Consider the following 14,648-nt stretch of genomic DNA (forward strand, 5'->3'; position numbering starts at 1 on the left):
CCTTCATAGCGTCAGGGCGAAACCCTTCACTGTTGTGGTCCAGTCGTGTGCGCGTGCGTGCCCGGAGGACCCGCTCACCCCGATGAGGTGGCCCTCCGCATGGCGAATGAAGAGACGCTTCGCGACTACCTCAAGTGGGTGACCGCGGACCTCCAGCAGACCAAGCAGCAGCTGAGGGACCTCCAGGCGGAGAGCCGCGAACCGATCGCCATCGTGGGCATGGCCTGCCGCTACCCCGGCGGCATCGACACCCCCGAACGACTGTGGGACCTGGTCGCGGACGGGCGGGACGCCATCGGCGGCTTCCCCGAGGACCGCGGCTGGGACCTCGACGGGCTGTACGACCCGGACCCGGAGCACGCCGGCACCAGCTACGCGCGCGAGGGCGGCTTCCTGCGCGCGGTGGGGGAGTTCGACGCGGGCTTCTTCGGGATCTCGCCGCGCGAGGCCCTCGCGATGGACCCGCAGCAGCGGCTGCTGCTGGAGACCTCCTGGGAGGCCTTCGAGCGGGCCGGCCTCGACCCGGCCGCGCTCAAGGGCGGAAAGACCGGGGTCTTCGTCGGCACCGCCGGCCAGGACTACCTGGGCCTGGTCGTCGCCGGCGAGGCCGAGGGCGCCGAGGGCCACCTCGCCACCGGCAACGCGGCCAGCGTGCTCTCCGGCCGACTCGCCTACACCTTCGGTCTTGAGGGCCCGGCCGTCACCGTCGACACCGCCTGCTCCTCCTCGCTGGTCGCCCTCCACCTCGCCGTGCAGTCGCTGCGCAACGGCGACTCCACGCTGGCCCTGGCCGGCGGTGCGACGATCATGTCCACCCCCTCCTCCTTCATCGAGTTCAGTCGCCAGCGCGGCCTGGCCGTCAACGGCCGCTGCAAGCCCTTCGCGGAGGCCGCCGACGGCACCGGCTGGGCCGAGGGCGTCGGCATGCTCCTGCTGGAGCGCCTCTCCGACGCGCAGCGCAACGGCCACCAGGTGCTCGCGGTGGTGCGCGGCAGCGCGATCAACCAGGACGGCGCCAGCAACGGCCTCACCGCCCCCAACGGCCCCGCCCAGCAGCGCGTCATCCTGCGCGCCCTGGCCAACGCCCGGCTCTCGGCGGGCCAGGTCGACGCCGTCGAGGCGCACGGCACCGGCACGGTGCTCGGCGACCCGATCGAGGCCCAGGCCCTGCTCGACACCTACGGCCAGGACCGGCCCGCCGGCCGTCCGCTGTGGCTGGGCTCGCTCAAGTCCAACCTCGGCCACTCGCAGGCCGCGGCCGGCGTCGGCGGCGTGATCAAGATGGTCATGGCGCTGCGCAACGGCGTGCTGCCGCAGACCCTCCACGTCGACCGCCCGACCTCGCACGTCGACTGGTCCGGCGGCGCCGTGGAACTGCTGACCGAGGCGCGCGACTGGCCCGCGGCGGACGAGCCGCGCCGGGCGGGCGTCTCGGCCTTCGGCATGAGCGGCACCAACGCGCACGTCGTCCTGGAGGAGGCCCCGGCCGCGGAGGACGCCGCCGCCGAGGCGCCGTCCGAGTCGGCCGGTTCGGCAGGTTCGACCGACCAGGCGGGTCCGGCCGTCTGGGCCGCCACTGTCGGTGGCCCGCTGCCCTGGGTGCTGTCCGCGCGCGGGGAGACCGCGCTGCGCGCCCAGGCCGGCAAGCTGGCCGCCTTCGTGCAGGAGGCCGGAGCGGAGCTCTCCCTCGCCGGCGTCGGCGCCGAACTCGCCCACGGCCGCGCCCGGTTCGACGAGCGGGCCGTGGTCCTGGCGGGCGAGCGGGACGAACTGCTCGCCGGACTGGGTGTGTTGGCCTCGGGGCAGGACGAGGGCACCTCGTCGGTGGTCCGCGGCTCCGGGGCCGGCGGCAAGCTCGTCATGGTCTTCCCCGGGCAGGGTTCGCAGTGGCTGGGCATGGCCCGGGAGCTGCTCACGGACTCGCCGGTGTTCCGATCCCGGATGGAGGAGTGCGCCAAGGCGCTTGCTCCGCATGTGGACTGGGAGCTGCTGGAGGTCGTCTCGGGTGAGGACGGCGGGTGGATGGAGCGGGTGGACGTGGTCCAGCCGGTGCTGTTCGCCGTGATGGTCTCGCTGGCTGCCCTCTGGCGTGCGAACGGCGTGGAGCCGTCGGCGGTGGTGGGGCACTCGCAGGGCGAGATCGCCGCCGCTGCGGTGTCGGGCGCTCTGTCGCTGGAGGACGCGGCGCTGGTGGTGGCGCTGCGCAGCCAGGCGATCACCGAACTGTCCGGTCTGGGTGGCATGGTGTCCGTCCCACTGCCCGTGGAGAGTGTCCGCGAGCTGCTGTCCGGCCGGGATGGAATCTCGATCGCGGCCGTCAACGGCCCCAGCTCGGTGGTCGTTTCGGGCGATGCCGGTGCCCTGGACGAGCTGATGGAGCACTGCGCCGCGCAGGAGATCCGGGCGCGTCGGATCGCGGTGGACTACGCCTCGCACTCGGCGCACGTCGAGCGCATCGAAGCCCGCCTGGCCGAGCTGCTGGCCCCGGTCGCCCCGCGCGTGCCGGAGGTGCCGTTCCACTCGACGGTCACCGGTGGACTGATCGACTCGGCCGCGCTGGACGGCGGTTACTGGTACCGCAACCTGCGCCAGACGGTGGAGTTCGCGAGCACCATCGACGCCCTTCTGGCGTCCGGCCACTCGCAGTTCGTCGAGGTGAGCGCCCACCCGGTGCTGACCGTCGGCATCCAGGAGGCCGTCGACGCCGCCGGCGCCGAGGCGAGCGTCCAGGGCACCCTGCGCCGTGACCAGGGCGGCCGGGAGCGTTTCCTGACCGCCCTCGCCGAGGCCTGGTCCAACGGCGCCACCGTCGACTGGGCCGCCCAGTTCCCGACGGCCCGCCGCGTCGACCTGCCGACCTACGCCTTCCAGCGTGAGAAGTACTGGCCGAAGCCGGGCACGCGCGGTATCGGTGACGTGCTGTCCGCCGGGCTCGGCGCGGCCGACCACCCGCTGCTGGGTGCTGCGGTGGCGCTGGCCGACCGCGACGGGCACGTCTTCACGGGCCGCCTGTCGGTGCAGACCCAGCCGTGGCTGGCGGACCACGCGGTGGCCGGCACGGTGATCCTGCCGGGTACGGCGTTCGTCGAGCTGGCCGTCCGCGCGGGTGACCAGGCCGGTTGTGACGTGCTGGAGGAGCTGACCCTGGAGGCGCCTCTGGTGCTGCCCTCCCAGGGTGGCGTGGCGGTGCAGGTGGTGGTCGGTTCGCCCGACGCCGACGGCCGCCGCGAGGTGGAGGTCTACTCCCGCCCCGACGACGCGCAGGGCACGGACGAGCCGTGGACCCGCCACGCCACCGGCACCCTGTCCCGGGGCGGCGCCGTCGAGCCGGAGTTCGACCTCGCCGTCTGGCCCCCGCAGGGCGCCGTCGAGCTGCCCGTCGCGGACCTCTACGAGCGCTTCGCGGCCGGCGGCTTCGCCTACGGCCCGGCGTTCCGCGGCCTGCGGGCCGCCTGGCAGCGCGGGGACGAGGTCTTCGCCGAGGTCGAGCCGGTGCAGGAGGAGCAGGACCGGGCCGGCCGCTTCCGGCTGCATCCCGCTCTGCTCGACGCCGCGCTGCACGCGGCCGGCCTCGGCGGGCTGCTGCCCGGGGCGGAGGGCGGGCTGCTGCCCTTCGCCTGGACCGGGCTGCGGGTGTACGCCACGGGTGCCGCCGCCCTGCGGGTGCGGCTGGCCCCTGCCGGGCACAACGCCGTCTCGGTGGCGCTGGCCGACCCGACCGGCGCCCCGGTGGCCACGGCCGACGCGCTGACCCTGCGCCCGCTCGACGTCGAGCGGCTGCACTCCGCCGCGCGCGGCGCGCGCACCCCGCTGTACCGCATCGACTGGACCGCCCAGGAGACCACCGCCCGAGGGGCCACCGCCCAGGGGCCCGCCGCCCCGGCCGACGCCGCCCGCTGGGCCGTGCTCGGCGCCGACGCGGCCGTGGCGCCCGACGCCGTCCGGTACCCCGACCTCGCCGCCCTGCTGGCCGCCGTCGCCGCCGGGGAGGCGGCCCCGGAGACCGTGGTCGCGCCGGTCGCCGTCGGCTCCGCCGACCAGGTCGAGGAGGCGCACCGCGCCGCCGCCGCCGCGCTGGCCCTCGCCCAGGAGTGGCTGGCCGCCGAACCCCTGGCCGCCGCCCGCCTGGTGCTGGTGACCCGCGGCGCCGTGGCCGCGCTCGACGCGGACGCCGTCGAGCGGCCCGCGCACGCCACGGTCTGGGGCCTGCTCCGCTCCGCGCAGTCCGAGCACCCGAACCGCTTCGTCCTGGTCGACCTGGACGACGAGGCCGGCTCCGCTGCCGCGCTGCCCGCCGCCGTCGCCACCGGCGAGCCCCAACTCGCCCTGCGTGCCGGTGAGGTGCTGGCCCCCCGGCTGGTCCGGGCGCTGTCCGAGCAGGACGCCGCCGCCGGCCCGTCCGCCCTGGACCCCGACGGCACGGTGCTGATCACCGGCGGCACCGGCACCCTGGGCGCGCTGCTGGCCCGCCACCTGGTGACCGAGTACGGCGCCCGCCACCTGCTGCTGGCCGGCCGTCGGGGCGAGGCCGCGCCCGGTGCGGTGGAGCTGCGCGACGAACTGGCCGCACTGGGCGCCGAGGTGACGGTCGCCGCCTGCGACGCCGCCGACCGCGCGGCACTCGCCGCCCTGCTGGACACCGTCCCCGCCGACCGCCCGCTCACCGCCGTGGTCCACGCGGCCGGTGTCCTGGACGACGGCATGCTGGACGCGCTGACCCCGGAGCGCCTGGAGCGGGTGCTGCGCGCGAAGGTCGACGCGGCCGTCCACCTGGACGAGCTGACCCGCGACCGGCAGCCGGCGCTCTTCGTCCTCTACTCCGGCGCCGCCGGCGTCCTCGGTGCCGTCGGCCAGGCCAACTACGCGGCCGCCAACGCCTTCCTGGACGCGCTCGCCGCCCGGCGCCGGGCCGCCGGCCTGCCCGCCACCTCGCTCGCCTGGGGCCTGTGGGAGCAGGCCAGTGGCATGACCGGCCACCTGGGGGCCGCCGACCTCACCCGGATGCGCCGCTCGGGCCTGCACGCGCTGCCGTCCGCCGAGGCGCTGGGCCTGTTCGACGTCGCGGTGCGCACCGGGCACGCCCTGCTGCTGCCGGTCCGCCTGGACCTGGCCGTCCTGCGCGCCCAGGCCGACCGCCTGCCCACGCTGTTCCGTACGCTCGTCCCGGCCCCCGTCCGGCGTGCCGCGCAGGGCGCCGGCGCCGAGGCCGACGGCTCGCCGCTGCTGCGCCGGCTGGCCGGCCGTTCGGCCGCCGAGCAGGAGCGGCTGCTCACCGAGCTGGTGTGCACCCAGGCCGCCGGGGCCCTCGGCCACCGGTCGGCCGAGGCGGTGCACGCCGACCGGGCCTTCAAGGAGCTCGGCTTCGACTCCCTGATGTCCGTCGAGCTGCGCAACCGGCTGGGCCGGGCCACCGGCCTGCGGCTGCCCGCCACCCTGGTCTTCGACCACCCCACCCCCGCCGCGCTCGCCCGTCACCTGCTTGCCGGGCTGGCCCCCGCCGCCACCGCCCCGGCCGCCCCGGCCGTCCGCCGCGCCGCGGCCGACGACGAGCCGATCGCCATCGTCGCGATGAGCTGCCGTTACCCCGGTGGCGTGCGCACCCCCGAGCAGCTGTGGCAGCTGGTCGCCGAGGGCACGGACGCCGTCGCCGCGCTGCCCGCCGACCGCGGCTGGGACGCGGACGCCGTCTACGCCGCCGACCCGGACCACGCGGGCGGACGCTTCCGCCGCGAGGGCGCGTTCGTGTACGACGCGGCCGACTTCGACCCGGGCCTGTTCGGCATCTCGCCGCGCGAGGCGATGGCCATGGACCCGCAGCAGCGGCTGCTGCTGGAGACCTCCTGGGAGGCCTTCGAGCGGGCCGGCATCGCCCCGGAGCGCGTGCGCGGCACCCGCGCCGGCGTCTTCGTCGGAGCGATGTACCACGACTACGGCGCCCGCCTGTACGGCGTCTCCGAGGGCCTGGAGGACTTCGACGGCTACCTCGGCAACGGCAACACCGGCAGCGTGGCCTCCGGCCGCGTCGCCTACACCTTCGGCCTGGAGGGCCCGGCGGTCACCGTCGACACCGCCTGCTCCTCCTCGCTGGTCGCCCTGCACCTGGCCGCCCAGGCGCTGCGCAACGGCGAGTGCGAGCTGGCGCTGGCCGGCGGTGTGACGGTGATGTCCACTCCCACGGTCTTCGTCGAGTTCATCCGCCAGCGCGGCCTGGCCGCCGACGGCCGCTGCAAGTCCTTCGCCGCCGCGGCCGACGGCACCGGCTGGGGCGAGGGCGTCGGCATGCTGCTGCTGGAGAAGCTGTCGGACGCCCGCCGCAACGGGCACCCCGTGCTCGCCGTGGTCCGCGGCTCCGCCGTCAACCAGGACGGTGCCAGCAACGGTCTGACCGCCCCCAACGGCCCGTCCCAGCAGCGGGTCATCCGCCAGGCCCTGGCCAACGCCGGACTGACCGCTGCCCAGGTGGACGCGGTCGAGGCGCACGGCACCGGCACCGCGCTGGGCGACCCGATCGAGGCCCAGGCGCTGCTGGCCACCTACGGCCAGGAGCGCAGCGGGGACCCGCTGTGGCTGGGCTCGATCAAGTCCAACATCGGGCACAGCCAGGCCGCCGCCGGTGTGGCCGGCGTGATCAAGATGGTCATGGCGATGCGGGAGGGTGTGCTGCCGCGGACCCTGCACGTGGACGAGCCGTCCCCGCACATCGACTGGGCCTCCGGCGCCGTCGAGCTGCTGACCGAGGCCCGCCCCTGGCCGGAGACCGGCGAACCGCGCCGCGCGGCCGTGTCCTCCTTCGGCATCAGCGGCACCAACGCCCACACCGTCATCGAGCAGGCCCCCGCCGTCGAGCCGGTGGAGACCGTCCGGCCCGTCCGGGCCTCCGGCCGCCCGCTGCTGCTGTCCGGCGCGACCGCGCAGGCGCTGCGCGACCAGGCCGCCCGACTGCTCGACCACCTCGACACCCACCCGGACGTCGACCTCGCCGACCTCGCGCACTCGCTCGGCACCACCCGGGCGGCGCTGGACCACCGGGCCGTCGTGGTCGCGGACGACCTCGCCTCCTTCCGCGGCGCCCTGGCGGCGCTGGCCGAGGGCGGCACGGCCGCCGGGCTGGTGACCGGCGCCGCCGAGGGCGGCAGGCTCGCCTTCCTGTTCACCGGACAGGGCAGCCAGCGCCTCGGCATGGGCCGGGAGCTGTACGAGGCCCACCCGGCGTTCGCCGAGGCCTTCGACGCGATCTGCGACCGGGTCGAACTGCCCCTGCGCGACACGGTGTTCGGCGACGACGCGGAGCTGCTGGACCGCACCGAGTACGCCCAGCCGGCGCTGTTCGCCGTCGAGGTGGCGCTGTTCCGCCTGCTGGAGGGCTGGGGGGTCCGTCCGGACGTCCTGGTCGGCCACTCGATCGGCGAGATCGCGGCCGCCCACGTCGCGGGTGTGTTGTCGCTGGACGACGCGGTGGCGCTGGTGTCCGCCCGTGGGCGGCTGATGCAGGCGCTGCCCGAGGGCGGCGCGATGGTCGCGGTGAAGGCCGCCGAGGCGGACGTCCTGCCGCTGCTGACCGCCCAGGTGAGCATCGCGGCCGTCAACGGGCCTTCCTCCGTGGTGATTTCCGGCGACGAGTCCGAAGTGCTCGCCATCGCCGGGCAGTTCGGGAAGACCAAGCGTCTCAACGTCTCGCACGCCTTCCACTCGCCGCTGATGGACGGCATGCTGGCGGAGTTCCGGGCCGTCGCCGAGGGCCTGAACTACACCGAGCCGGTCATCCCGGTCGTCTCCAACGTCACCGGCGCCCTCGCCACCACCGAGGAGCTGTGCTCGCCCGAGTACTGGGTCCGGCACGTCCGCGAGGCCGTCCGCTTCCTCGACGGCATGCGCACCGCGGCGGCCCAGGGCGTCACCACCTTCGTCGAGCTCGGCCCCGACGGCGTGCTCTCCGCCATGGGCCAGGACTGCGTCGACGGCGGCACGTTCGCCCCCGCGCTGCGCGCCGACCGCCCGGAGGAGCGCAGCCTGCTGGCGGCGCTCGCCACCGCCCACGTCCACGGCGACGGCCCCGACTGGTCGGCCGTGCCCGCCGTGCGCGACGGCCGCGTGATCGACCTGCCGACCTACGCCTTCCAGGCCCGCCGCTACTGGCTGGAGGCGCCCGCCGCCGGAGCGGCGACGCCCGCCGGTACCCCGGGCGACGAGCGGTTCTGGACGGCCGTCGAGGAGCAGGACGTCGCGGCCCTCGCCGGCACCCTGGAGCTGTCCGAGGACGGCGCCCTGCGCGAGGTGCTGCCCGCACTGTCGAACTGGCGCCGGCAGCACCGCGCCCGCACCACCGTCGAGGGCTGGCGCTACCGCGTCCAGTGGAAGCCGCTCGGCGCGCCGGACACCGCCCGCCTCGGCGGCACCTGGCTCACCGTCGCGCCCGTCGGCCTCCCGGACGGCGCGGCCGAGCGGGTGGCCGCCGTCGAGCGCGCCCTGACCGCGGCCGGCGCGGACGTCCGGCGCCTGGAGCTCGGCGCCGAGGCCGACCGGGCCCGGCTCACCGAGCTGCTGCGCGACGCGGCCGCCGCCGGCCCCGCCGGGATCCTGTCGCTGCTCGCCCTGGACGACGCCGAGCACCCCGCCCACCCGGGCGTGTCCGCCGCCCTGCTGCGGACCGCCCTGCTGGTCCAGGCGCTGGGCGACGCCGAGGTGAGCGCCCCGCTCTGGCTGACCACCGAGGCCGCCGTGGCCGTGTCGGGCGCCGAGCAGGTCGAGCACCCTGCCCAGGCCCAGCTGTGGGGCCTCGGCCGGGTGGTCGCCCTGGAGCACCCCGACCGCTGGGGCGGACTGGTCGACCTGCCCGCCGCCCTGGACGAGCGCACCGCCGCCCGCCTCGCCGCCCTGCTCGCGCCGGGCTCCGCCGAGGACCAGGTCGCGCTGCGCGCCAACGGTACGTTCGGCCGCCGCCTGGTCCGGGCCGAGCGCACCGAGGCCGCCGACTGGCGCCCGCGCGGCACCGTCCTGGTCACCGGCGGCACCGGCGCCCTGGGCACCCACGTCGCCCGCTGGCTGGCCGCCAACGGCGCCGAGCACCTCGTGCTCACCAGCCGCCGAGGCCTCGAAGCCCCCGGCGCGGCCGAACTGCGCGACGAACTGACCGCGCTCGGCGCCCGGGTCACGGTCGCCGCCTGCGACGCCGCCGACCGCACCGCCCTGGCCGCCCTGCTCGCCGAACACCCGGTGAACGCCGTCGTGCACGCGGCCGGGGTCGCCCAGAACGCGCCGCTCGCCGAGACCGACCCGGCGGAGTTCGCCGCCGTCGTCGCCGGCAAGACCGCCGGAGCCGCCCACCTGGACGCGCTGCTGGACGGCACCGAGCTGGACGCCTTCGTCCTCTTCTCCTCCGTGGCGGGTGTCTGGGGCAGCGGCGGCCAGTGCGCCTACGCCGCCGCCAACGCCCACCTGGACGCGCTCGCCCAGGCCCGCCGCGCCCGCGGCCTCGCCGCCACCGCCGTCGCCTGGGGCCCGTGGGCCGAGGGCGGCATGGCCGCCGACGGCGGCGAGCACCTGCGCCGGCGCGGGCTGCGCCCGATGGCGCCCGAGCAGGCGGTGACCGCCCTGGCCCAGGCCGTGGGCGCGGGCGAGGACGCCCTCGCCGTGGCGGACCTCGACTGGTCCCGGTTCGCCGCCGGCTTCACCGCCGTGCGCCCCTCCGCGCTGCTCGCCGACCTGCCCGAGGCGGTGGCGGCCGAGGCCGACACCACCCCCGCCGAGGAGGGCGCGGCCGGCGGGCTGCGGGCCGTGCTGGCCGGCGCCCCGGCCGCCGAGCGGGAGCGGATCCTGCTCGACCTGGTCCGCACCGAGGCCGCCGCGGTGCTCGGCCACGACTCCGTCGACGGGGTCCTCGCCGGGCGCCCGTTCAAGGAGCTGGGCTTCGACTCGCTGACCGCCGTCGAACTGCGCAACCGGATCGACGCGGCCGTGGGCCTGCGGCTGTCCGCCACGCTGGTCTTCGACTACCCGACCCCGGCCGTCCTCGCCGCCCATCTGGGCGCTGAACTCCTCGGCCCGGACGCCGAGTCCACCGAGGCCGCCCCGGTCCTCGGCGCCCCGGACGAGCCGGTCGCCATCGTCGCGATGAGTTGCCGCTTCCCCGGCGGCGTGCGCACCCCCGAGCAGCTGTGGCGCCTGCTGGCCGACGGCGGCGACGCCATCGGCGGCTTCCCCGCCGACCGCGGCTGGGACCTGGAGGCGCTGTACGACCCGGACCCGGACAACGCCGGCACCAGCTACGCCCGCGAGGGCGGATTCCTGTACGAGGCCGGGGAGTTCGACGCCGCGTTCTTCGGCATCAGCCCGCGCGAGGCCCTCGCGATGGACCCGCAGCAGCGCCTGCTGCTGGAGACCTCCTGGGAGGCCTTCGAGCGGGCCGGCATCGACCCGGAGACCGTGCGCGGCAGCCGGACCGGCGTCTTCGCCGGCACCAACATGCAGGACTACACCAACCTGCTGTTCGCCTCCGAGGAAATCCTGGAGGGCCACCTCGCCACCGGCAACGCGGCCAGCGTGGTCTCCGGGCGCCTGGCCTACACCTTCGGCCTGGAGGGCCCGGCGGTGACGGTGGACACCGCCTGCTCCTCCTCCCTCGTCGCCCTCCACCTGGCCGCCCAGGCGCTGCGGGGCGGCGAGTGCACCCTCGCCCTGGCCGGTGGTGCCACCGTGATGGCCACCCCGGGCGCCTTCATCGAGTTCAGCCGCCAGCGCGGCCTCGCCGACGACGGCCGCTGCAAGGCCTTCGCGGAGGCCGCCGACGGCACCGGCTGGGCCGAGGGCGTCGGCATGCTCCTGCTGGAGCGCCTCTCCGACGCCGAGCGCCTCGGCCACCCGGTGCTCGCGGTGGTCCGCGGCTCGGCCGTCAACCAGGACGGCGCCAGCAACGGCCTCACCGCCCCGAACGGCCCCGCGCAGCAGCGGGTCATCCGCCAGGCGCTGGCCGCCGCCCGCCTGTCGGCCGGCGAGATCGACGCGGTCGAGGCGCACGGCACCGGCACCCGGCTCGGCGACCCGATCGAGGCCCAGGCGCTGCTGGCCACCTACGGCCAGGAGCGCACCGGCGAGCCGCTCTGGCTCGGCTCGGTGAAGTCCAACCTCGGCCACACCCAGGCCGCCGCCGGTGTCGCGGGCGTCATCAAGATGGTGCTGGCGATGCACGAGGGCGTGCTGCCCCGGACCCTGCACGTCGACGAGCCGTCGTCGCACGTGGACTGGGCCACCGGCGCGGTCGAGCTGCTGACGGAGTCGCGGCCCTGGCCCGAGACGGCGCACCCCCGCCGCTCCGCCGTCTCCTCCTTCGGCATGAGCGGCACCAACGCCCACGTCATCCTCGAACAGGCACCCGCCGCCTCCCCGGCCGAGGAGCCCGACGCGGCACCGGCCGGCGTGGCTCCGCTGCCCTGGCTGCTGTCGGCCCGCAGTGCGGACGCCCTGCGCGAGCAGGCCGCCCGACTGCGCGACCACCTGGCCGGCCCGGACGCCCCCGCCGCCGACTCCGTCGCCCACGCACTCGCCACCACGCGCTCCCTGCACGAGCACCGGGCCGTCGTGCTCGGCGCCGACCGGGACGAGCTGCTCGCCGGACTGGACGCCCTCGCGCAGGACACCACCACGGCGAACGTGCTCCGGGGCGTCGCACGCGGCGGGCGCACGGCGTTCCTGTTCACGGGACAGGGCAGCCAGCGCCCGGGCATGGGCCGGGAGCTGTACGAGGCCTACCCGGTGTTCGCCGAGGCCTTCGACGCGGTCTGCGCGCGGGTCGAACTGCCGCTGCGTGACGCCGTGTTCGGCGAGGACGCTGACGTTCTCGCCCGGACGGAGTTCACTCAGCTCGCGCTGTTCGCCGTCGAGGTGGCGCTGTTCCGGCTGTACGAGAGCTGGGGCGTGCGGCCGGACGTCCTGGCCGGTCACTCGATCGGTGAGCTGGTGGCCGCGCACGTCGCGGGCGTGCTGTCGCTGGACGACGCCGTCACCCTGGTGGCGGCCCGTGGCCGGCTGATGCAGGCGCTGCCGGAGGGCGGCGCGATGGTCGCGGTCAAGGCCACCGAGGCCGAGGTCCTGCCGCTGCTGACCGCCCAGGTGAGCATCGCGGCGATCAACGGCCCGACCTCCGTGGTGATTTCCGGCGACGAGGGTGAAGTCCTCGCGATCGCAGGGAAGTTCGAGAAGACCAAGCGTCTTGACGTCTCGCACGCGTTCCACTCGCCGCTGATGGACGGGATGTCGGACGAGTTCCGCCGGGTGGCGGAGGGTCTGACGTACCGTGCCCCGCGCATCCCGGTCGTCTCCAACGTCACCGGGGACCTGGCCACCGTCGAGGAGCTGTGCTCGCCCGCGTACTGGGTCCGGCACGTCCGCGAGGCCGTCCGCTTCCTGGATGGCATGCGCACTCTGGCGGCCGACGGCGTCACCACCTTCGTCGAGCTCGGCCCCGACGGCGTGCTGTCCGCGATGGCCCAGGAGTGCGTCGAGGACGGCGTGTTCGTCCCCGCGCTGCGCGCCGGCCGCCCCGAGCGGCCCACCGCCCTGGCCGCCCTCGGCCGGCTCTGCCTGACCGGCAGCGGCCCCGACTGGCAGGCACTCGCCGTCGGCCGCAGCGTCCGCCCGGTCGAGCTGCCGACCTACGCCTTCCAGCGCCGCCGCTACTGGCCGACGCTGCGCGCCCTGCCGACCGGCGACCCGGCCGGCCTGGGCCTGGAGGCCGCCGGGCACCCGCTGCTCGGCGCCGCCGTCGCCCTGGCCGACACCGACGGCTACCTGTTCACCGGCCGCCTCTCGGTGCGGACCCACCTCTGGCTGGCCGACCACGCCGTCCAGGGCCGGATCCTGCTGCCGGGCACGGCCTTCGTCGAACTCGCCGTCCGGGCGGGCGACGAGGTCGGCTGCGGCGCGGTGGAGGACCTCACGCTGGAGGCCCCGCTGGTGCTGCCCGAGCGCGGAGGGATCGTTCTCCAGCTCACCGTCGGGGAGCCCGACGACGCCGGCCGCCGCCCCTTCCAGCTGCACTCCCGCCGGGACGACGCCCCCGCTGGTGAGCCGTGGACCCGCCACGCGGCCGGTGCCCTCGGCACCGCCCCGGAGCGGGAGCCCTTCGACCTGTCGGTCTGGCCGCCGGCGGGCGCCGAGGCCGTCGACGCGAGCGGCTTCTACGAGGGCGCGGTCGACCTCGGCTTCGCCTACGGCCCGGCGTTCCAGGGCCTGCGCGCCGTCTGGCTGCGCGGGGACGAGATCTTCGCCGAGGTCGCCCTGCCGGCCGAACACCACGCCGAGGCGGGCCGCTACGGCCTGCACCCGGGCCTGCTGGACTCCGCGCTGCACGCGCTCGGCCTGGGCGCGGCCGCCGAGGCCGGCACCGAGGGGGCGGACGCCCCCCAGGGCAGGCTGCCGTTCGCCTGGAGCGACGTCGTCCTGCACGCGGCCGGCGCCCAGGCCCTGCGGGCGCGACTGACCCGCTCCGGCGGATCGGTCTCCCTCCAGCTGGCCGACGGCGCCGGAGCCCCGGTCGCCGACATCGGCTCGCTCGTCCTGCGCCCGGTCTCGGCCGCCGCGCTGGAGGCCTCGGCCACCGGCCACCCGGAGGCGCTGCACCGACTCGCCTGGACCCCGGTCACCGTCACCGGCACGCCGGAGACGAGTGGTTGGGCCGTGCTCGGCGCGACCGATCTGCCGGTGCTGGGTGGTCTGCGGCAGGTGGCGGATGTGGCCGCGCTGGCGGCGGTGGTGGACCAGGGTGCCGTGGTGCCCGAGGTCGTGGTCGCGGTCGTGGACGGCGGCGATGAGGTCGAGGCCGTTGACGGCGGGGTCGCGGTGGTGGCCCGGTCGGTGGTGGCGCGGGTGCTGGAGCTGGTGCGTGGCTGGCTGGCGGAGGAGCGGTTCGCCGCTTCGCGGCTGGTCGTGGTGACGCGTGGTGCGGTGGCCGTGGGTGCGGGGGAGAGCCCGGACCTGGCGGTGGCGGCGGTGTGGGGTCTGGTGCGTTCGGCGCAGAGCGAGAACCCGGGCCGGCTGGTGCTGGTGGACGTGGACGGTGCGGCGGAGTCGCTCGCGGCTCTGGGTGCCGCCCTGGCCGCCGGCGAGCCCCAACTCGCCCTGCGCGAAGGCGCGGTACTCGTACCCCGGGTGGCCAGGCCGTCCGTCGACACCCTGCCCGTTCCGACCACCGCCGCCGCCTGGCGGCTGGACTCCCCGCGCAAGGGGACCTTCGAGAACCTGGCGCTGCTCCCCGCCCCGGAAGCGGACCGCCCGCTGGTCGGCGAGGAGGTCCGGGTGGCGGTCCACGCGGCGGGCCTCAACTTCCGCGACGTCCTGAACGCCCTGGGCATGTACCCGGGCGACGCCGGGCCGATGGGCATCGAGGGCGCGGGCGTCGTCCTGGAGGTCGGGCCGGAGGTCACCGGGCTCGCGGTCGGCGACCGGGTGATGGGCCTGCTCTCGGGCGGCTTCGGCCCCCGCTCGGTCACCGACGGCCGGGTCCTGGCCCGGATCCCCGACGGCTGGACCTTCGAGCAGGCGGCCTCCGTGCCGATCGTCTTCCTGACGGCGTACTACGCGTTGGTGGATCTGGGTGGTCTGCGGGCGGGTGAGCGGGTGCTGGTGCATGCCGCCGCCGGTGGTGTCGGGATGGC

The 14,648-nt window shown here is 76.4% G+C and carries 1 protein-coding gene; it reads left to right on the forward strand.

From position 1 onward, the window contains the following. Window positions 1-87: 87 nt before the first annotated feature. Window positions 88-14,648, forward strand: a 14,561-nt coding sequence (locus ACZ5OX_RS38525) for a type I polyketide synthase (protein WP_465636780.1), incomplete at its 3' end; no start/stop codon positions are given.

This window comes from Kitasatospora sp. NPDC032121 (genome assembly GCF_055580145.1).